Origin of the sequence: Microbacterium sp. PRC9, from assembly GCF_031844125.1 — a bacterium.
Taxonomy (GTDB): domain Bacteria; phylum Actinomycetota; class Actinomycetes; order Actinomycetales; family Microbacteriaceae; genus Microbacterium.
This window is the reverse complement of sequence record NZ_JAUZUR010000011.1, coordinates 46,529-66,739: the sequence shown is the minus strand read 5'-3', so window position 1 is coordinate 66,739 and position 20,211 is coordinate 46,529. Positions and strand designations below refer to the sequence as shown.

At 69.3% G+C, this 20,211-nt stretch carries 18 protein-coding genes; 5 read left to right on the top strand and 13 right to left on the bottom strand.

From position 1 onward, the window contains the following. Window positions 1-43: 43 nt before the first annotated feature. The 5 genes from Q9R33_RS19400 to Q9R33_RS19380 all read right to left on the bottom strand — a co-directional run bounded on the left by Q9R33_RS19400 (window position 44) and on the right by Q9R33_RS19380 (window position 5,098). Complete coding sequence (locus Q9R33_RS19400) at window positions 44-760, bottom strand: GntR family transcriptional regulator (RefSeq protein ID WP_311294809.1); 717 nt, start codon at window positions 758-760, stop codon at window positions 44-46. Window positions 761-769: 9 nt separating this feature from the next. Beyond that, on the bottom strand, window positions 770-1,543 hold the full coding sequence (locus Q9R33_RS19395; RefSeq protein WP_056372472.1) for a 3-oxoacyl-ACP reductase: 774 nt from the start codon (window positions 1,541-1,543) through the stop codon (window positions 770-772). 99 nt (window positions 1,544-1,642) lie between these two features. Then, a complete protein-coding gene (locus Q9R33_RS19390) occupies window positions 1,643-3,004 on the bottom strand; it encodes an aldehyde dehydrogenase family protein (RefSeq protein ID WP_311294808.1) in 1,362 nt (453 codons plus the stop codon). Continuing rightward, the gene (locus Q9R33_RS19385) at window positions 3,001-3,756 is read right to left on the bottom strand and encodes a gamma-glutamyl-gamma-aminobutyrate hydrolase family protein (RefSeq protein ID WP_056372475.1); all 756 of its coding nucleotides are present in this window, start codon (window positions 3,754-3,756) and stop codon (window positions 3,001-3,003) included. The genes Q9R33_RS19390 and Q9R33_RS19385 overlap by 4 nt, the downstream gene beginning before the upstream one ends. Further along, window positions 3,737-5,098, bottom strand: coding sequence for a glutamine synthetase family protein (locus Q9R33_RS19380; RefSeq protein WP_056372478.1), 1,362 nt, complete (start codon window positions 5,096-5,098; stop codon window positions 3,737-3,739). The genes Q9R33_RS19385 and Q9R33_RS19380 overlap by 20 nt, the downstream gene beginning before the upstream one ends. Window positions 5,099-5,278: 180 nt before the next feature. Here Q9R33_RS19380 and Q9R33_RS19375 point away from each other — a divergent pair, with 180 nt between their 5' ends. Further along, complete coding sequence (locus Q9R33_RS19375; RefSeq protein WP_310244968.1) at window positions 5,279-6,838, top strand: amino acid permease; 1,560 nt, start codon at window positions 5,279-5,281, stop codon at window positions 6,836-6,838. Window positions 6,839-6,975: 137 nt separating this feature from the next. On the opposite strand, the gene Q9R33_RS19370 is transcribed toward Q9R33_RS19375, so the two are convergent. From Q9R33_RS19370 to Q9R33_RS19360, 3 genes are all read right to left on the bottom strand, one after another. Then, on the bottom strand, window positions 6,976-7,671 hold the full coding sequence (locus tag Q9R33_RS19370) for a hypothetical protein (RefSeq protein ID WP_310244967.1): 696 nt from the start codon (window positions 7,669-7,671) through the stop codon (window positions 6,976-6,978). 78 nt (window positions 7,672-7,749) lie between these two features. Continuing rightward, window positions 7,750-8,253: an amino-acid N-acetyltransferase gene (locus tag Q9R33_RS19365; protein WP_056372483.1), complete on the bottom strand. Its 504-nt coding sequence runs from the start codon at window positions 8,251-8,253 to the stop codon at window positions 7,750-7,752. Window positions 8,254-8,347: 94 nt separating this feature from the next. Continuing rightward, window positions 8,348-10,873, bottom strand: coding sequence for an ATP-dependent Clp protease ATP-binding subunit (locus Q9R33_RS19360; protein ID WP_056372485.1), 2,526 nt, complete (start codon window positions 10,871-10,873; stop codon window positions 8,348-8,350). Between the two features lie 194 nt (window positions 10,874-11,067). Here Q9R33_RS19360 and Q9R33_RS19355 point away from each other — a divergent pair, with 194 nt between their 5' ends. From Q9R33_RS19355 to Q9R33_RS19345, 3 genes are read left to right on the top strand one after another with little or no spacing between them, the layout of a single operon-like run. Further along, window positions 11,068-11,805 carry a hypothetical protein gene (locus Q9R33_RS19355; RefSeq protein ID WP_311294807.1) on the top strand — a complete coding sequence of 246 codons (738 nt, stop codon included), beginning with the start codon at window positions 11,068-11,070 and terminating at the stop codon, window positions 11,803-11,805. A gap of 2 nt (window positions 11,806-11,807) precedes the next feature. Next, on the top strand, window positions 11,808-12,413 hold the full coding sequence (locus tag Q9R33_RS19350) for a hypothetical protein (protein WP_311294806.1): 606 nt from the start codon (window positions 11,808-11,810) through the stop codon (window positions 12,411-12,413). Further along, window positions 12,410-12,640 carry a helix-turn-helix transcriptional regulator gene (locus Q9R33_RS19345; RefSeq protein ID WP_056372492.1) on the top strand — a complete coding sequence of 77 codons (231 nt, stop codon included), beginning with the start codon at window positions 12,410-12,412 and terminating at the stop codon, window positions 12,638-12,640. The genes Q9R33_RS19350 and Q9R33_RS19345 overlap by 4 nt, the downstream gene beginning before the upstream one ends. Before the next feature lie 104 nt (window positions 12,641-12,744). On the opposite strand, the gene Q9R33_RS19340 is transcribed toward Q9R33_RS19345, so the two are convergent. From Q9R33_RS19340 to Q9R33_RS19325, 4 genes are all read right to left on the bottom strand, one after another. Continuing rightward, window positions 12,745-13,572 carry a DUF559 domain-containing protein gene (locus Q9R33_RS19340; RefSeq protein ID WP_311294805.1) on the bottom strand — a complete coding sequence of 276 codons (828 nt, stop codon included), beginning with the start codon at window positions 13,570-13,572 and terminating at the stop codon, window positions 12,745-12,747. 915 nt (window positions 13,573-14,487) lie between these two features. Continuing rightward, the gene (locus Q9R33_RS19335) at window positions 14,488-15,225 is read right to left on the bottom strand and encodes a hypothetical protein (RefSeq protein ID WP_310244957.1); all 738 of its coding nucleotides are present in this window, start codon (window positions 15,223-15,225) and stop codon (window positions 14,488-14,490) included. 125 nt (window positions 15,226-15,350) lie between these two features. Beyond that, window positions 15,351-16,817, bottom strand: coding sequence for a cardiolipin synthase (gene cls, locus Q9R33_RS19330; protein ID WP_056372574.1), 1,467 nt, complete (start codon window positions 16,815-16,817; stop codon window positions 15,351-15,353). A gap of 160 nt (window positions 16,818-16,977) precedes the next feature. After that, window positions 16,978-17,172 (bottom strand): hypothetical protein, encoded by a 195-nt coding sequence (locus Q9R33_RS19325; protein WP_056372494.1) that lies wholly within the window; start codon window positions 17,170-17,172, stop codon window positions 16,978-16,980. 118 nt (window positions 17,173-17,290) lie between these two features. Between Q9R33_RS19325 and Q9R33_RS19320 the strand changes: the two genes are divergently transcribed. Continuing rightward, the gene (locus tag Q9R33_RS19320; protein WP_311294804.1) at window positions 17,291-18,598 is read left to right on the top strand and encodes a DUF4192 family protein; all 1,308 of its coding nucleotides are present in this window, start codon (window positions 17,291-17,293) and stop codon (window positions 18,596-18,598) included. Window positions 18,599-18,627: 29 nt separating this feature from the next. Here Q9R33_RS19320 and lysS read toward each other — a convergent pair whose 3' ends face one another. Then, a complete protein-coding gene (gene lysS / locus Q9R33_RS19315; RefSeq protein WP_056372497.1) occupies window positions 18,628-20,142 on the bottom strand; it encodes a lysine--tRNA ligase in 1,515 nt (504 codons plus the stop codon). Window positions 20,143-20,211: the final 69 nt, after the last annotated feature.

Below are 20,211 nucleotides of genomic sequence, written 5' to 3'. Positions count from 1 at the left end.
TGTCCAGCGTAATCGCCCGACGCAGTGGTGACGCGGCGGTCAGTCAGGCGAGGAAGCCGCGCAACAGGGCCTCCGAGCCGGCGAGGTGTTCGAGGATCGCGGCTTCCGCAGCATCCGGTCGCCCCGCGAGGATCGCCGTCACGATGCGCTCGTGCTGCACGTTGGAGTGCTCGATGTTGCGCGGCAGCAACGGGAACGTGTCGAGCCACTCGTTCACGCGCGCGCGATTCTCGGCGGCGAGCGCGACGAGCGACGGGATGGCGGCGAGCTCGGCGATCGTCAGGTGGAGCAGGGTGTCGAGCCGGCGATAGTCGACTTCGGATGCCTCGGCCACGACCTCGTAGCGAGCCCACAGCTCGTCGCGGGCGGCGGCGTCGAGCGTGCGTCCGGCGGCGGCGCGCGCCGCGCCCGCCTCGAGCACGCGGCGAAGGCCGAGGACGTCCTCGAGCTCGGCGGCCGTGACGTCGCGGGGGTGCGGCGGCTGCGGCAGCGGGTCCGCGACGAACGTGCCGCCGTAGCGGCCCCGGCGCCGCACGAGGTAGCCGGTGTCGGCGAGCTCACGGATCGCCTCGCGCACCGTGTCGCGGCTCACGGCGTAGAGCACGGCGAGCTCGCGCTCGGACGGGAGCGACTCCCCCGGCGCGACGACGCCGAGCCGGATCGTCTGCACCAGACGCGCGACGGTGTCTTCGAGCGCGTTGCCCTCGCGCACCGGCCGGTAGACGGCCTTGCGCACCTCCTGCAGCGGGGCATCGGTCATGGCGAGACCTTACAGCGGGGTGACGTAGGCATTGGTGATGCCGCCGTCGACGACGAACGTGCTCGCGGTGATGAACGACGCGTCGTCCGACGCGAGGAAGGCGACCGCCGCCGCGAGCTCCTCGGGTTCGGCGAAGCGGCCCATCGGCACGTGCACGAGCCGGCGCTGCGCGCGCTCGGGGTCCTTCGCGAAGAGCTCCTGCAGCAGCGGGGTGTTCACCGGACCCGGGCACAGTGCGTTCACGCGCACGCCCTGCCGCGCGAACTGCACGCCGAGTTCGCGGGTCATGGCGAGCACGCCACCCTTGGACGCGGTGTACGAGATCTGCGACGTCGCCGAACCGAGCAGCGCCACGAACGAGGCGGTGTTGATGATCGAGCCCGTGCCGGCCGGCACCATGTGCCGCAGCGCCGCGCGCGAGCACAGGTACACGCTCTTGAGGTTGACGTCCTGCACGCGATCCCAGGCCGGCAGCTCGGTCGTCTCGATCGAGTCGTCGTCGGCGGGTGAGATGCCGGCGTTGTTGAAGGCGATGTCGAGGCGCCCGAGGTCGCCCGCGACCGAGTCGAAGAGCATGTTGACGGATGCCTCGTCCGCGACGTCCACGAGCCTGAACAGGCCGTCCACCTCGGCGGCAGCACGCTCGCCCGTCGCGGGGTCGAGGTCGGCGATCACGACGCGTGCGCCCTCGGCGGCGAACCGCCGTGCGGTCGCGAGGCCGATGCCGGATGCCCCGCCCGTGATGACGGCCACCCGGTCCTTGAGCCGCTGGGTCAGATCCATGCTGTTCCCTTCCATTTCAGCCGTGCGAAGTCCGGACTTTGCAGGATTCCGCGCCCCGCAGGCCGCGAAGTCCGGACATCGCAACGGTGGTGAATGCGATCACGAGGCGTCCGTCGCGAAGAAGACGTTCTTGGTCTCGGTGAAGTGCTCGGCGGCGTCGGGGCCGAGCTCGCGGCCGAGCCCCGAAGCCTTCATGCCGCCGAACGGGGTCCAGTACCGCACCGAGGAGTGCGAGTTGACCGACAGCACGCCGCTCTTCACACCCCGCGAGACGCGTACGGCACGGCCGAGGTTCTCCGTCCAGATCGAGCCGGCGAGACCGTAGATCGTGTCGTTCGCGAGACGGATCGCTCCGGCTTCGTCCTCGAACGGCAGCACCGCGACGACGGGTCCGAAGACCTCCTCGCGCGCGATGCGGTCGGCGGGGTCCGCCAGCACCACCGTGGGCGCGAACCAGAAGCCGTCACCGGACGGCGCGGACCCACGGAACGCGACGTCCGCACCATCGAGGAACCCTTCGACGGTCGAGCGATGCGAGGCCGAGATCAGCGGGCCCATCTCTGTCGCCTCGTCCGCGGGGTCGCCGACGCGCCAGGCCTGCACCGCGGGCTCGAGCAGCTCGAGGAACCGGTCGTACACCGATCGCTCGACCAGGATGCGGCTGCGGGCGCAGCAGTCCTGCCCGGCGTTGTCGAACACCGCACCCGGTGCCGATGCCGCCGCCTTCTCGAGGTCGGCGTCGGCGAACACGATGTTGGCGCTCTTGCCGCCGAGCTCCAGGGTGACGGGCTTGAGCTCGCGCGCACAGCCGGCCGCGACATCCGTCCCCACCGAGGTCGAGCCGGTGAAGACGACCTTGCGCACATCCGGGTGCGAGACGAACCGCTGCCCGACGACCGAGCCCGACCCGGTGACGACCTCGAACAGCCCCTCGGGCAATCCGGCGAGAAGCGCGAGCTCCCCCAGCCGGATCGCCGTGAGCGGAGTCAGCTCGGCGGGCTTCAGCACGACGGCGTTGCCCGCGGCGAGCGCCGGCGCGAACCCCCATGACGCGATCGTCATCGGGAAGTTCCACGGCACGATGATGCCCACGACCCCGTACGGCTCGTGGAACGTCACGTCGAGCCCGCCGGCGACCGGGATCTGCTGCCCCGACAGCCGCTCGGGCGCCCCGGCGTAGAAGTTCAGCACCTGTGCGACGTGCGACGCCTCCCAGCGCGCCGAGCCGATCGGGTGACCCGAGTTCAGCACCTCCAGCTGCGCCAGCTCCTCGATGTGCGCCTCGACCACCCGCGCGAACGACCGCAGCGCGTCGGCGCGCGCGACCGGCGGCAGCGACGCCCACGAACGCTGCGCGACGACGGCCCGCGAGATCGCAGCATCCGTCTGGTCCACGCTCGCGCGAGCGACCTCACGGATCGGCAGCGCGGTCGCCGGGTTGATGACGGTGAACACGCTCATGCGCTCGGCACTCCTCGCGATGCATAGACGGATGCCTCGGCCACGAGCCCCGCGAACAGCCGACGGTCCTCCTGGTTCTGCTCGGGGTGCCACTGCACGCCGAGCACGTAGCCCTCGCCGTCCGACTCGAACGCCTGCACGAGTCCGTCGGTGTGGGCTGTCGCGACGAGTCCTTCGCCGAGGCGGTCGACGCCCTGGTGGTGGTAGCTGTGCACCTCGAGCGCACCGGGTCCGACGAGCTCCGCCAGACGCGACCCTTCGTCGACGATGACGTCGTTCGTCGCGAAGATGCCCCCGCCGACACGGAATCGTTCGGTGCCGAGCGCCTCAGGCAGATGCTGATGCAGTGTGCCTCCGCGCGCGACGTTCACGAGCTGCAGGCCGCGGCAGATCGCGAGCACCGGAAGCCGGCGCTGCTCCGCGCCTCGGAACAGCGCGAGCTCCCAGGCGTCGCGATCCGGACGCGGAGCGTCGGTGCGCGGATGCCGCTCTGCCCCATAGAGCTCCGGCTGCACGTCGAGCCCTCCGGTGAGGATCAGGCCGTCGAGCCCGTTCAGCACAGCTTCGGCGGCGATCTCGGGGTCCGGCTGCGGCGGCAGCAGCACGGCCACACCGCCCGACGCCGTCACGGAGTCGAAGTAGACCTGCGGGAGGAACGCCGCACGGACGTCCCACACGCCCTGCTTCGCCTGCTCGAGGTAGGTCGTCAGACCGATCACGGGCTTGCGTCCTTCAGAGGCGTTCGAAGCCACGGACCCTCTCCCAGTCGGTCACGGCGGCGTCGTAGGTCTCGACCTCGATGCGCGCCTGGTTCAGGTAGTGGTCGACCATGTCGTCGCCGAACGCCGCCCGGGCGATGGCCGATTCGTCGAAGAGCTGCGCCGCCTCGCGCAACGTGGTCGGCAGGTGGTCGACGCCGGCCGTATAGGCATTGCCCTCCAGCCGGTCGGGCAGGGGCAGTTCGTGCTCGATGCCGTGGAGGCCTCCCGCGATGATGGCGGCGATGCCGAGGTACGGGTTGACGTCGCCGCCCGGCACGCGGTTCTCGACGCGCAGCGACGAGCCGTGGCCGACCACCCGCAGCGCGCACGTGCGGTTGTCGACGCCCCACGCGACGCCGGTCGGGGCGAACGAGCCCTTCGCGAAGCGCTTGTACGAGTTGATGTTGGGCGCGTAGAGCAGCGTGAACTCCCGGAGAGTCGCCAGGACGCCGGCGATCCAGTGCTCCATGAGCGGGCTGAAGCCGTGCGCGCCGTCGCCGGCCATCACGGGGTCCCCCGTCGCCGAGCGCACCGACAGGTGGATGTGGCAGCTGTTGCCCTCCCGCTCGTTGAACTTGGCCATGAACGTGAGCGACTTGCCGTGATGTCCGGCGATCGCCTTCGCGCCGTTCTTATAGATCGCGTGCTGGTCCGCCGTCTGCTGCACCTCGGCGAACCGGAACGCGATCTCCTGCTGGCCCAGGTTGCACTCGCCCTTGACACCCTCGGTGTAGAGGCCTGCCCCGTCCATCGACAGGCGGATGTCGCGCAGGAGAGGTTCGAGGCGGCCCGAGGCGAGCAGGTCGTAGTCGACGTTGTAGTCGGTGGACGGTGTGAGATCGCGATAGCCCTTGGCCCAGGCATCCCGATACGTGTCGTCGAAGACGATGAACTCGAGCTCCGTCCCGGAGAAGGCCACGAGACCGCGGTCGGCGAGCCGCTCGCGCTGGCGGTTCAGGATGTCGCGCGGCGACTGCACCACCGGATCGCCGTTCTCCCACGTGAGATCGGCCATGACCATCGCGGATCCGGGCAGCCACGGAATGCGTCGGAGGGTGGAGACGTCGGGCCGCAGCATCATGTCGCCGTAGCCGGTCTCCCAGCTCGACATCGCGTAGCCGTCGACGGTGTTCATATCGACGTCCACCGACAGCAGGTAGTTGCACGCCTCCGCACCGTGCGGCAGCACCTCCTCCTGGAAGAGCCGCGCCGATACCCGCTTGCCGACGAGCCTGCCCTGGGCGTCGGCGAACGCGACGATGACGGTGTCGATGTCACCCGCGGCGATCGCGGCGTCGAGATCGGAGACGCTGAGAGGGGCCTGGGCCGTCATGAGTCCTCCATTGGTGGGCAAGGCGTCCTTTTCGCCCCGCCCATTCCACCGTATCGGGCGTCGCGCGGGACGAAGTTGCTTCTAAAGGTAGACACGAAGTACCTTTCGCGCCATTCTCTTGCCCAGAGGCGATACATCCGTAGAAATCGCGCGCGCTTTCCCGAGAGCGAGGAGCCCGTCATGTCAGATTCCCGATCCGTCGGCGGCGTCACCTACACGCAGGCCGGCAGCGAGTACTTCCAGAAACGCCAGCTCACCCGGGCAGCCGGATTCTGGGGTCTGTGGGGCCTCGGCGTCGCTGCGGTCGTCTCGGGCGACTTCTCGGGCTGGAACTTCGGCCTCGGAGCCGCCGGCTGGGGCGGGCTGCTGATCGCGACGCTGATCATCATCGTCATGTACTTCGGCATGCTCTTCTCGATCGGCGAGATGTCGGCGGCGCTGCCCCACACGGGCGGTGCCTACTCGTTCGCCCGATCGGCGATGGGCCCCTGGGGCGGCTTCGTCACCGGCTTCGCCGAGACCATCGAGTACGTCTTCACCACGGGCGTGATCGTGCTCTTCTCCGCCGACTACCTGAACGGCATCTTCTCGATCCTCACCGGCGGGGCGTTCGACCTGAAGGCGGCGGGACTCCAGTGGGTCTGGTGGATCGTCCTCTACGCCGTGTTCATCGGTCTCAACACGGCGGGGGCCGCGATCTCGTTCCGTTTCGCCGTCGTCGTGTCGATCCTGACCATCGGCATCCTCGTGCTCTTCGGCGTGCTCGCGTTCGCGAACGGCGCCGTGGACTTCTCCCGCGTGTGGGACATCGCGCCCGATGAGTCCGTCGCCGGATCGTCGGAGTTCCTGCCCTTCGGTGGCATGGGCATCCTGTTCGCCCTGCCGTTCGCGATGTGGTTCTTCCTCGGGATCGAAGAGCTCCCCCTCGCGGCAGAAGAGGCGCACAACCCTCAGAAGGACATCCCCCGCGCGGGCATCTGGGGCCTGCTGACGCTCATCTTCACCGGCGCCATCGTGCTGTTCCTGAACCCGGCGGTCACCGGCTCGGCCGCGATCGCGGCGAGCGGCGAACCGCTGCTCGACGGCTTCCGAGCGTTCCTGCCGCCCCAGCTGGCCGCGGTGCTCGCCCTGTTCGCCCTGATCGGCCTGCTCGCCTCGCTGCAGGGCATCATGTTCGCGTACGGACGCAACATGTACTCCCTGTCGCGCGCGGGCTATTACCCCAAGTTCCTGTCGCTCACGGGCAAGCGCCAGACGCCGTGGGTGGCTCTGCTCACGGGCGCGATCATCGGCTTCGTCGTGCTCGTCGGCGTCGACCTCATCACGAAGGCCAACGAGGACATCGGCGCCGTCTCGAACGCGATCGTGCTCAACATCGCGGTGTGGGGCGCTGTCATCTCCTACCTGCTGCAGATGGTGTCGTACATCGTGCTCAAGGTGAAGCTGCCGAACGTCGCGCGCCCGTACCGCAGCCCGGTCGGCATCGCAGGCGCCGCCATCGCCGGGGTCATCGCACTCGCGACGTTCATCGGCCAGTTCATCAACCCCGGATACACGGCCGCGATCATCGCGATCGGCGTGCTCTATGTCATCGGCCTCGTCATCTTCGCCCTCGTCGGCCGCCACCGCCTCGTGCTCTCTCCGGAAGAGGAGTACGCGCTGTCCGGCGGCCAGCACCGCGATCCGCAGGCGGAGGGCTACGACGCGATGGAGAAAGAGGTCTTCGACAACAAGCCCTAGGTGTTCGGCCAAAACACCTTGTGCAGGGGAAGAGGAGCGGGGCGGCCTGGGGGACGCCCCGCTCCACTGCGTCACACGGACGATCTGGAAGACGGATGCTGTGCCCCGCGGCATCCGTCATCGGTCCGAGGTGTGCGTCAGTAGAGCAGGAACTGCTTCGGCTCGGTGGAGGGGATGCCGCCGATCTCGACCGACAGGTGGTACGAGGCGCCGCCGCCGGGAGCCATCGGGCGGTTGCCGTCGGCGCAGGTGCCGACCGCGGAGCGCGTGCGATCCCACGAGAGGGCCGTCGCACTCGACACCGTCTGCCCGGCGGCGATCAGCACGATCATGTCGCTGGGCTCGCTCTGGCAGTCGGTCGAGCGCCACCAGATGTCGTCGCCGCTGGTGACCGTGAACGACTGGGCGCTCGTGCCGACGTTCATCGTGCAGTCGGGACCGTTGTTGGTGAGCGTGATGGTGAACTGCGGCTGCTGATCGCCCGCATAGGTGTCGGCGCTGGTGACCGGCTCGACCGTGATCTCGCTCGCGACACAGGGCTGCGCAGTGGGAGTGGCGCCGGGCGTCGGGGTCTGCCCTTCGACGACAGCACCTTCGACGGCCCCGGTGGCGGTTCCCCCGGTCGTCGCCTGCGACGACGGCACCGGCAGAGACTCGGCCGTGTTCTTCGCCGGGGGCTTCTCGTCGGACGAGGTCGTCGCCGCCCCCGCCCACGGCTGCGCGATGAGCAGCCAGACCACCGCGGCGATGACCAGCAGCCCGATGATCAGCACGAGCCGCCGGCGACGGTAGACCGCCTTGGAGGGGCGACGTCGGGGGCTGGTGCCGGTCATGCTCAACAGGCTAACGGCGGGCGTCGCCTTCTCCCGTCGGCGCGCCCCGGATGCCGCGACCCGGCGGCCGCGCGAGCGTCAGAGACGCTTGATCATGCGGGTGTTGCCGAGGGTGTTCGGCTTCACGTGCGCGAGATCGAGGAACTCCGCGACACCCTCGTCAGGAGAGCGGATGAGCTGCGAGTACACGTCGGGGTCGACGACCTGCTCGCCGATCTGCTCGAACCCGCGACGCGTGAAGAAGTCGACCTCGAACGTCAGGCAGAACAGGCGAGAGAGGCCGAGCGTGCGGGCGTTCGTCTCGAGGCCCTCGACGATCGCGCGACCCACACCGTGGTGCAGCCAGCCGTCGGCGACGATGAGGGTGCGGACCTCGCCGAGGTCCTCCCACATGACGTGCAGCGCGCCGCAGCCGATCAGGTCGCCGTTCGCATCCTCGGCGACGAGGAACTGCTGCGTCGCCTCGTACAGCACGACGAGGTCCTTGCCGAGGAGGATCCGCCGCTGCACGAACGGCTCGAGGAGCGCCTGAATGCGGCGGACGTCGCTCGTGCGCGCCGGCCTGACTGTGAACTCTGCCACCCGTCCAGCGTAAGACCCCCCGCTCGCCGACGAACGCACCCACGAACGACGAAGAGCGGATGCCGCAGCATCCGCTCTTCGTTCCGATCAGGGTTTACGCGTTCGCAGCGAGATCCGGCGTCGCGGTGATCTCGCCGTTGTGGACGACGCCGACGGCGACCTTGTCGCCGCGCGGGCCGTGCTCGAAGACGAACTCGCCGTTCTGCGCGTCGACCTTCACGTGGTCGCCCGCATCGAGCTCGCCGTGCAGGATCTTCTCCGACAGACGGTCTTCGACCTCGCGCTGCATGGCGCGGCGGAGGGGACGGGCGCCGAGCGCGGGGTCGAAGCCGATCTCGATGAGCTTGTCCTTCGCGGCATCCGTCAGCTCGATCGTCATGTCACGATCCAGCAGACGCTCACCGAGACGCTTGGTGAACAGGCCCACGATCTGGCGCAGCTCGTCCTTATCGAGCTGCGGGAAGACGATGATGTCGTCGACGCGGTTGAGGAACTCGGGCTTGAAGTTGCGCTTCAGCTCCTCGTTGACCTTGCCCTTCATGCGCTCGTAGGTCGTGCCGCTGTTGCCCTCGACCTGGAAGCCCACGGGGCCACCGGCGATCGCCGACGAACCGAGGTTCGTCGTCATGATGATCACCGTGTTCTTGAAGTCGATGACGCGGCCCTGACCGTCGGTCAGGCGACCCTCTTCGAGGATCTGCAGGAGCGAGTTGAAGATGTCGGGGTGGGCCTTCTCGATCTCGTCGAAGAGCACGACCGAGAAGGGCTTGCGGCGCACCTTCTCGGTGAGCTGGCCGCCCTCTTCGAACCCGACGAATCCGGGAGGGGCACCGAACAGACGCGAGACGGTGTGCTTCTCACCGAACTCCGACATGTCGAGCGAGATGAGTGCGTGCTCGTCGTCGAAGAGGAACTCGGCGAGCGCCTTGGCCAGCTCGGTCTTTCCGACGCCCGTGGGGCCGGCGAAGATGAACGAGCCCGACGGACGCTTCGGGTCCTTGAGGCCCGCGCGCTGGCGGCGGATCGTCTTCGAGAGGGCGGCGATCGCCTCCTCCTGGCCGATGACGCGCTGGTGCAGCGCCTTCTCCATGAAGACGAGACGGCTCGACTCCTCCTCGGTGAGCTTGAACACCGGGATGCCGGTCGCCTGGGCGAGCACCTCGGCGATCAGGCCCTCGTCGACGACGGCGTGGCTGGCGACGTCACCCGAGCGCCACTGCTTCTCGAGGCGCAGGCGCTCGGCGAGCAGGGACTTCTCCTCGTCGCGCAGCGACGCGGCCTTCTCGAAGTCCTGGTCCTCGGAGGCGCGCTCCTTGTCTTCACGCACCTTCGCGATCTTCTCGTCGAACTCGCGCAGCTCCGGCGGGCTGGACAGGATCGACAGACGCAGGCGGGCGCCGGCCTCGTCGATCAGGTCGATGGCCTTGTCGGGGAGGAACCGGTCCGAGATGTAGCGGTCGGCGAGGTTCGCCGCCGCGACGATCGCGCCGTCGGTGATCTGCACCTTGTGGTGCGCCTCGTAGCGGTCGCGCAGCCCCTTGAGGATGTTGATCGCGTGGGGCAGGCTCGGCTCGGCGACCTGGATCGGCTGGAAGCGACGCTCGAGCGCAGCATCCTTCTCGAAGTGCTTGCGGTACTCGTCGAGCGTGGTCGCGCCGATCGTCTGGAGCTCGCCACGCGCGAGGAGCGGCTTGAGGATGGACGCGGCGTCGATCGCGCCCTCGGCGGCACCCGCACCCACGAGGGTGTGGATCTCGTCGATGAAGACGATGATGTCGCCGCGCGTGCGGATCTCCTTGGTGACCTTCTTCAGTCGCTCCTCGAAGTCACCGCGGTAGCGGGAACCGGCGATGAGCGAACCGAGGTCGAGCGAGTAGAGCTGCTTGTCCTTGAGCGTCTCGGGCACGTCGCCCTTGACGATGGCCTGGGCGAGGCCCTCGACGACCGCCGTCTTTCCGACACCGGGCTCGCCGATGAGGACGGGGTTGTTCTTGGAGCGGCGCGACAGGATCTGCATCACGCGCTCGATCTCCTTCTCGCGCCCGATGACCGGGTCGAGCTTGTTGTCGCGCGCGGCCTGCGTGAGGTTGCGGCCGAACTGGTCGAGCACCTGCGAGCCGCCCTGCGTCGTGCCCTGGGTCTGCTCGCCGGCGCCGCTCGCGACACCCGCGGGCTCCTTGCCCTGGTAGCCCGAGAGCAGCTGGATGACCTGCTGGCGCACCTTGTTGAGGTCTGCGCCGAGCTTGACGAGCACCTGGGCGGCCACGCCCTCGCCCTCGCGGATGAGGCCGAGGAGGATGTGCTCGGTGCCGATGTAGTTGTGGCCCAGCTGCAGCGCCTCGCGGAGGCTGAGCTCGAGCACCTTCTTGGCGCGCGGCGTGAAGGGGATGTGGCCGGTCGGCTGCTGCTGGCCCTGGCCGATGATGTCCTGCACCTGCTCGCGCACGGCGTCGAGCGAGATGCCCAGGCTCTCGAGCGCCTTGGCGGCGACCCCTTCGCCCTCGTGGATGAGACCGAGCAGGATGTGCTCGGTGCCGATGTAGTTGTGGTTCAGCATCTTCGCCTCTTCCTGGGCGAGGACGACCACACGACGGGCACGGTCGGTGAATCTCTCGAACATCGTTCACTCCTCCAGGGCGGTGTGGGTCTGCTGAGCCCATCTCGCCTTACATCGAGGGTAGCCAGCGGGTCGGGAGCGCACGGCCGTGTTCGCCGTGGGCATAGCGCTCGCGAAACGGAACGGATGCCTTGCGCCGCAGCATCCATCGGGCTTATCGTTTTTCGATAACAACGTTTATCGATATGGGGGCTCATATGGCATGGCAGTTCCTCGCGCTGTGGGTCGGGCTGCCGATCCTCGTCGGTACCTTCGTGGTCGTTGTGTTGGTGCGGACTCGACGTGCGGACGAGCACGGCGTGCTGTCGCGCGTCGAGCAGTGGGTGATTGCCGCGGTGGGAACCGGCGCGATGCTCGTCGCCGCGGGGAGCGCCGTCTTCCTGATCACGGTCGGCGTGCAGGTCTTCACGGCGGAGCCCAGCCGCATCACGGGGTTCCCGCTCGCCAACGCGCTGGTCCCTGAGTTCACCGGCAAGTCCGACGCGATCGTCAACGCCGGGTACGAGTCCGTGTGGCTCGAGGTCGCGCAGCTTCCGGATGGGACGCGCTGGCTGCTCTACCTCGAATACGCGCTTCCGCTGGTCGCGGCGCTCGCGATCGGTGTCGCCGTCTCGTGGCTCGCGATCGTCCTTTTGCGAGGTCGCCCCTTCGTCCGCTCACTGCCGAACGTCGTCGGCGTCGCCGCAATCGCGGTGCTGGTCGGCGGGATGGGGTCGCAGGTGGCGGCCAGCGCGGCGCGCGCCTCCGTGGTCTCGTTCATCGGCGAGCGCGTGATCACCGCCGGCGACCAGGGCGACGGCCCCTACGAAGGACTCATGGGATGGAGCCTGATGCTCGACCTCGCCCCGATCGGCTGGGCGCTCGGGCTGGCGCTTGTCGCCGCGGCGTTCCAGATCGGCATCCGCATGCAGAAGGACACGGAGGCCCTGGTCTGATGATGACGGAAGCCGCAACCAAAGGCGCACCCGGCGCACTCGATCTGCTGCTGTACTCGGTCGCCGTCGCAGTCGGCGCGGTTCTCTGGGCTGTGATGCGCGTCGCCGCGGTGTTCGACCCGGCGGGAGTGCCGTTCGCGCTGCCGGTGACCGACACCCCGGTCGACGTGCAGCTCGAGGGCGAGGCGTCGCCTGCTTCGCGGGTGCTCACCCAGGCCGCGGTACTCGTCCCCGACCTCGACGTCACCGGAAGGGTGTTTCTGGTCGTGTCGGCTGTTCTGACGGTGATCGGAACGCTCGTCGTGGTCGGTGCGCTCATCCGAGTTGCGCTCGCCTTCCGCGCCGGCGACTTCTTCGCCCGCCGGGTGACGCGCGGCCTCACCCTCATCGGCGCGACCGTCTTCGCGACGGCCCTCCTCGTGATGCTCAGCGACGCGATGGCCCGACGCAGCGCGATGGAAACGCTCGGGCTGGTCTACGAGCCGCTCGGCATGCTCGACCTGGTCGCGTTCGCGCCGGCGTGGATCGCGGCGATCGTCTTCGGAGTGCTCGCAGGCGCTTTCGCCCACGGCGAGCGGCTCCAGCGCGACGTGCGAGGCCTCGTGTGACTCCCGCCGACGACGACGGCCCCTCCGGGGTGCACTGCCGGCTCGACGAGCTGCTCGAGGAGCGCGGCATGACCCTGACACGGCTGTCGGAACTCGTCGGGGTCTCGGTCGTGAACCTGTCGATCCTCAAGAACGACCGCGCGCGAGCGATCCGTTACTCGACCCTCTCGGCGATCTGCCGAGCGCTCGACTGCGAGATCGGCGACCTGCTGGTGCGGGCGGATTGAGGATTCCGGCCGCCCACCGCCGCAGCATCCGTCCCGTCCCGTCCCCGTCCCGTCCCCCACCCCCGTCCTGCCCCGTGCCCCGTCCCGTCCCGCCCGCTCCGCAGTCACTTTCGGTCACCTGACGGTGCAGCGATCGACCCGAAGTGACTGCGGAGCGGCGGCAGTGGAGGTCGCCATCGGCGACGGGAACGGATTGCCGACCGCACGCGGCGGACGAGGCCCGCCCGCCCGTCGAACACGTCGTTCTTCGTGACACGGATCACGAACCAGCCGGCGCCGGCCAGCGCCTCGTAGCGAGCGATGTCCTTCGCCCATTGCTCGGGATCGCGAAGATGGTGTTCGCCCTCGTACTCGATGGCGATCCTCAGTTCGGGGTACGCGAGGTCGACGACTCCGATGAGTCCCCCGATCGAGTCGAACACTGCATGATTCAGGAGCGGCTCGGGCAGACCCGCGTCGACGATGATCAGCCTGCAGCGCGTCTCCGTTCGCGACGCCGAACGGGTGCGCACACGGGGCAATGCCTCCCTCAACGCCCTGATGCCCACCCTCCGGCCAGACCGCACCGCCGATTCGAGCTCGGAGAGAGTGCCGAGCGGCTGCGCGTCCCCCGTGAACATCTGCTCGCGGACGACCCCGTCGGCGAGGGCTACGAGGTCGTACTCGTCGCGCACGACCGCCGCCAGCATCACCCACGTGAATGCGGGACTCGTCAGCGGAACGCCGTGGGTCGCGTGATCGACGACCGCGACGCTTCGCTGCTTCACCTGGTGGCCGAGAACTCCGTCGTGCCGCGGATGCCGCAGCGGAGCGCGCACCGCGACGTCGAGCATCCGGGGACGACCGAACGCATCGGTCAGGACGCGAGACGGAAGTGGCAGCTCCCACAACACTGCAGCGGTCACGTGCGAGAAGAACTGATTCGCGGGCATCACCCGCGCGTAGAGGAGGGCACGTTCGCGAATGGCTGCGGTGGCAGCCTCCGCCTTGGACCGCGTTCCCGGCGGCGCGGGGGCTGCGTCGCACACCACGCGGAGCCCGCGGAAGGGGCTGTCGAGGTCGAGAGCCCGCAGCCTCGACCTCGGGACACCGGCACTCCTCGCCTCCGCGATCGTGAAGACCGTCCCGAGACCGTGTGGAAGCGGCGTTCTGCGCATGCCGCCCGATCCTGACAACGCGGTCGCTCGCGGTGGCGCTCGGTTCAGCCTTCTGTGGACGACGGCGCCGCCGCTCCTCCTTGGGGAGGAACCAGCGCCTGCCGCTCCGCAGTCAGTAAGGGCTGGACTCGAGGCCCAGGACGCGCCAAGGGTGACTGCCGAACGAAGGCGCCCGAACGCCGGGGCACGCGGCGCCCGCACGGCGCGGTAAGCGGTGCCCGAACGCCGGGGTCCGCGGCGCTCGCCCACGGCGTTCCGCAGTCAGTAAGGGCGGGACTCGAGGCCCCGGACGCACCAAAAGTGACTGCCGAACGAAGACGCCCGAACGCCGGGGCACGGAGCGCCCGGACGGCGCGGTAAGCGGTGCTCGCCCACGGCGTTCCGCAGTCAGTTAGGGCGGGACTCGACGCCGGGAACGCGCCGAAAGTGACTGCCGAACGAAGGCGCCCGAACGCCGGGGTACGCGGCGCCCGGACGGCGCGGTACGCGGTGCCCGAACGCCCGGGGGACGCGGCGCTCGCCCACGGCGTTCCGCAGTCAGTAAGGGCGGGACTCGACGCCGGGAACGCGCCAAAAGTGACTGCGGAGCAATGGGCGGGCGGGCGGGTCGGCGGGGGGCGGGCGGGCGGGCGGGCGGGCGGCTGAGGGGTGGACGGATGCTGCGGGCCGCGGCATCCGTCCATCCGGGTGTCAGTTGGGGTAGATCGGGATGCGGATGTTGTCGAACTCGCCGCCGGTGAGGATCGCGAAGGTCTCGGCGTCCTCGTCTTCGAGGCCGTTGACCGCCGTGACGACGCCGCGCGGGGCCATGTCCATGGTGCAGACCTGGTCGGCCGGCGGGGTCACGAAGGTCACGGTGACCTCGGTCGCGCTGGTCGGCTCGGTGTTCTCGATCGTGGGGGCGCACGACGACGAGCCCCACGACAGGATCACGAACTGGCCGTCGACGTCGGTCCAGCCGGCGCTCGGCAGGTAGTCCGTCTCGCCCCCGGTCGCGAGGCCGGCGACGCCCTCGAGGTCGGTGTCGCCGTGCCAGCCCTCACCGGTCACCTCGATCTCGACGCCCGCCGCCGGGTCGACGCCCTCGGGCACGCCCACGAGGGAGACCCGCGGAACAAGGTCCCGCGTGCAGGCGGTGTCGCCCGCCGGCTCGACCAGCGTCACCTTCATGATGCCGTTGTCGTAGGTCGCATCCTCGGCGGTGGGGATGCATGTCGACGAACCCTGCGTGACGATGCCGATCGTGCGGCCGCCGTCGAGCCAGGCCGCGCCGACTTCCTGCTCGTTGCTGTCGTCGCTCTTGTCGGTCGCGGCCGGCGAGGGGGTGGTGCCGCCGCCGCCGGCGGGGGTCGCGCAGGCGGTCAGGAGTCCTGCGGTGAGCAGCGCCAGGCCGAGCCCGGCGAGCAGTGAACGGGAGCGAACGGGCATGAGGGCCTCCTGGAGTTCCGCGGACGCCATCCCCCGCGGCATCCGTCACCCATATCGTGTCGCAAAACGCCCCGGAATCTCAGCACTCCGATCACGTCGAGGTCACGATCCGCCGGGAGAACGCCCTACTGCAGCGCCGAGGTGAGACGCGCGAGATTGTCGAGCACCGTCGAGCGCAGCGGCTGCTTCTCCCACTCCTCGAGCGTGAGCTCGCGCGAGAGCGAGCGGTACATGTCTTCCACGATGCGCATCTGGCGCACGAACTCCTCGCCGCGCACGAGCATCGAGATCTCCATGTTGAGACCGAACGAGCGCATGTCCATGTTGCTCGAGCCGACGATGGCGACCTCATCGTCGATGGTGAGGCTCTTCGTGTGCAGGATGAAGGGCTTCTTGTACATCCAGATCTTCACGCCCGCGCGCAGCAGCGCCTCGTAGTAGCTGCGCTGCGCGTGGTAGACGATCGCCTGGTCGCCCTCCTCCGACACGAAGAGCTCGACATGGATGCCGCGTTGGCACGCTGTCGTGATCGCCAGGAGCATCGCCTCGTCAGGCACGAAATACGGGCTCACCACGATGATCTTGCGCTGCGCCGCATAGAGCAGCCCGGCGAAGAGCTTGAGATTGTTCTGGAATTCGAAGCCCGGTCCCGAGGGGATGATCTGGCAGTCGAGATCGCCCGGCCCGCTCGTCACGTCGAACAGGTCGATCTGGTCGGTGAGCACCTCGTCGGTCTCGCTGTACCAGTCGCTCAGGAAGACGGCATTGACGGATGCCACGACCGGGCCTTGGATGCGCGCCATGAGGTCGACCCAGTGCAGGCCCCGCTTGATGTTCTTGCGCAGGTTGTACGTCGAGGCGGTGACGTTCTGCGAGCCGGTGAACGCGACGCGTCCGTCGACGACGAGGAGCTTGCGGTGGTTGCGCAGATCGGGCCGCTGGTACTTGCCGCGCAGCGGCTGCACCGGGAGCATGAGGTGCCACTGCGCGCCCATCCCGGTCAGGCGTTTGAGCGTGCGCTTGTAGAACGGCTTGCCGCGGTTCGCCCAGTGATCGAGCAGCACGCGCACCGTCACGCCGCGCGCCGCCACCTCTTCGAGCGCGCGGAAGAAGTTGTCGGTCGCCGCATCCGCCTGCAGGATGTAGAACTCGACGTGCACGAACCGCTCGGCTTCGCGGATGGCGTCCGCCATCGCGTCGAGACTCTCCTGGTAGTCGGGGATCAGGTGTGCGGCGTTGTCGCCCGCCAGGGGCATCGCACCGAGATTGCGGTTGAGCGTCACGAGCGACGTGAACCAGCTCGGCGCATGCGGGCGCAGTGTTCCGAAGTCCAGCGACGCGCTGGTGTCGTGGATGTAGTCGTTGATGCGCTCCTGCTTGCGACGGCGTTTGCGCGGAAGCCGCGGGTTGCCGATGAGCAGGAACAGGAAGACGCCGATGATCGGGATGAAATAGATGGCGAGCAGCCACGCCATCGCCGCCGTCGGGCGGCGGTTGCGCGGCACCACGATGATCGCCGTGACGCGGATGACGATGTCGACGATGAAGACGAGCACCACCCACCACGTCGCGTCGAACGTGATGGTGATCATCGAGCGGAGCCTCTCCCCGGCGTCGGGCGGACCGACCGGATCGGACACGCCGATCGAGCGGTGTGCCCCACACTATCGGGGGCGGCGGACGCGGCCCTCATCCGGGCGAGGTCGGCGCGTGCCGCGCGGGATCAGCGTGCGGCGCCTGCGCCGGCGCCGATCAGGCGTCGGTGGAGGCGGTGCCGGGCGCCACCGGCGGCAGCCCGCGCTTGGCGCGCTCTTCGGCCTCGATCTTCGCGTAGACACGACGCTCGGTGCGGTCGGCGCGGACGATGCTGCGCAGCACGAAGAAGAAGATCAGCGACACGAGGACGGTCGGCAGGAGCGTCCAGAGCGCCGCGACCCAGTAATCCATGTCTTCAAGGATACGCCGTGCGGGTATCGCCTCCTCCCCAGTGCATCTCTTTCGGCCTTGCAGCGGCGGCGCCTGTGGAAACGGCGGTGAGGGCCTCGCGCGTCACGACACTCGTCCCATGACCCCCACCATCGTCAAAGCCGCGGACGCCGCGCAGTTCCTCTCCTTCGTCCCCCGCATGCTCGGCTACCACCCGACGCAGAGCCTCGTGGTGATCCCGTTCCACGGCGCCCGCAGCCTGGGCGCCATGCGCTTCGACCTCCCCGACGGCGACACGGACGCCGTCGACCGGATCGCAGCGACGGTCGCGGGCATGGTGTGCCGGCTCCCCGAGGCCGATGCCGTCGCCGCGATCGCGTACACCGGAGCACGGTTCCAGGACGAGAGACGGATGCCGCATCGCGACCTCCTCGCCGCGCTCGAGCGCCGCGCGGATGCGTGCGGACTGCGGGTCACCGATCTGCTGTGCGTCGGCGCCGACGGGTGGGGCTCGTTCCTCGACGCAGAGTGTCCCGCGACGGGGAGATCGCTCGGCGACCTGGAGTGGATCGGCTCCGGGGACATCCCGGAGCCGGACGGCGATCAGTCGACGGGCGCCGACCTGCCGGAGTGCTCGCCCGAGGAGCGGGAGCGGGTCGCGAAGGCGATGACGGCGCTCGACACGGCGGTGGCGGTGCTGTGCGGACCACAGGCGGACGGCGGGACTGCGGCGCGCACTGCGCGATCTGCCCGCACCGCGTGCGACGACGCGGTGACGGGCTTCGCCCGCGGAACGGAGGACGCGACGAGCGCGGCGCTGCCGAGCGCGCGGGTGAGCGACCTCGGCCCCGTTCCGGCGCCGGTGTCGGGCGCGGCAGAGGCTGCGGCATCCGTCGCCGACGAGGGGGCGCGCGTCGACCCGCAGGCGCTCGCGGCGGTCTGCCGGTTCGACGATCTGCCCGGGTTCTTCGAGGACGCCCTCGCACGACCGCTGGAGGCGAGGGACGCGTACGACGTCGCCGCCCTCGTGTGGTGCCTCGCGCGCCCGTCGCTGCGGGATGTCGCGCTCGTGCAGTGGAGCGGCAACCTGGCGCAGGGGGACGAGGCGTTCGATGCGCAGCTGCGGTGGGAGTCGGGCGAGGAGTATCCGGCGCACCTCGCGATGCGCATGTGGGGAGAGGGCGACCGCCCGCAGGTGTCACGGCTCGAGACCGCTCTGCAGCTGTCGCGGGGGGCGGCCGCAGTCGCGCCGCGGGACGCACAGCCGGGTCCGCTCGCGATGTGCGCGTGGCTGTCGTGGGCTCTCGGTCGCTCGACCCATGCGGCGGCCTACGCGGAGCGCGCATGCGAGATCGAGTCCGAGCACGGGCTGTCGCAGATCGTGCTGTCGTTCGTGAACGCCGGGCACCTGCCGGACTGGGCGTTCCAGAGGGGGAGCGCCCCGTGATCCGCGCGCGGGAGGATCCCGCCGACGGACTACTTGACGAGCGGGAAGAGGATCGTCTCGCGGATGCCGAGCCCGGTCACCGCCATGAGCAGCCGGTCGATGCCCATGCCCATGCCACCGGTCGGCGGCATGCCGTGCTCGAGCGCGCGCAGGAACTCCTCGTCGATCCGCATCGCCTCGAGGTCGCCCTTCGCGGCGAGCTTGGCCTGTTCGACGAAGCGCTCCCGCTGGATGACCGGGTCGATGAGCTCGGAGTAGCCGGTCGCGAGCTCGAAGCCGCGCACGTAGAGGTCCCACTTCTCCACGACGCCGGCGATCGAGCGGTGCTCGCGCACGAGCGGGCTCGTGTCGACCGGGAAGTCCATGACGAAGGTGGGGCGCACGAGGCCCGGCTTCACGAAGTGCTCCCACAGCTCCTCGACGAGCTTGCCGTGGATCGCGTGCGGCGGCAGGTCGACGCCCTCGGCCTCGGCGAGCGAGACGAGGTCCTCGAACGGCGTCTCGGGCGTGATCGAGCGGCCCGCCGCCTCCGACAGCGACTCGTACATCGACAGGCGGTCCCACCGCCCGCCCAGGTCGTACTCGGTGCCGTCGGCCCAGATCACCGTGGTCGAGCCCGAAATCGCCACGGCCGCGTTCTGGATCAGCTCCTGCGTGAGGTCGGCGATGCCGTTGTAGTCGCTGTACGCCTGGTACGCCTCGAGCATCGCGAACTCGGGGCTGTGGGTCGAGTCGGCGCCCTCGTTGCGGAAGTTGCGGTTGATCTCGAAGACGCGGTCGATGCCGCCGACCACGGCGCGCTTGAGGAACAGCTCGGGCGCGATGCGGAGGTACAAGTCCGTGTCGAACGCGTTGGAGTGCGTGATGAACGGGCGTGCCGACGCTCCACCGTGCTGCACCTGCAGCATCGGGGTCTCGACCTCGATGAAGTCGTGCGACGCGAACGTCTGTCGCAGGCTCGCGTTGACCTTCGCGCGTGCGAGGACCGTGTCGCGCGCGCGGTCGCGCACGATGAGGTCGAGGAAGCGGCTGCGGACGCGACTCTCTTCGCTGAGCTCGGAGTGCAGGTTCGGCAGCGGGAGCACGGCCTTCGACGCGATGCGCCACTGCGACACCATGATCGACAGCTCGCCGCGGCGGCTCGAGATGACCTCACCCGAGACGAAGACGTGGTCTCCGAGGTCGACGAGCTCCTTCCAGGCCTGCAGCGACTCGTCGCCGACGGCTGCGAGCGACACCATCGCCTGGATGCGGCTGCCGTCGCCCGCCTGCAGCGAGGCGAAGCAGAGCTTTCCGGTGTTGCGGCTGAAGACGATGCGTCCGGCGACTGCAGCGGTGACACCGGTCTCGGCCCCCGCCTCGAGGTCGGCGAACCGATCGCGCAGGGCCGGGATCGTGTCGGTGATCGGCAGGCTGACCGGATACGCCCCACCCGCGGCATCCGTGCGCTCCGCGATCAGTCGCTCGCGCTTGGCCAGCCGCACGGCCTTCTGCTCGAAGACTTCTTCTTCGGTCGGCTCGTCGGGCGCGGTCGCGTCGGTCACGGGGTGGGCTCCTCGGTGGGGTGTTCTCCGCAGAACGCGGACCCCCAAGTCTACCGAGGTGCTCAAGGG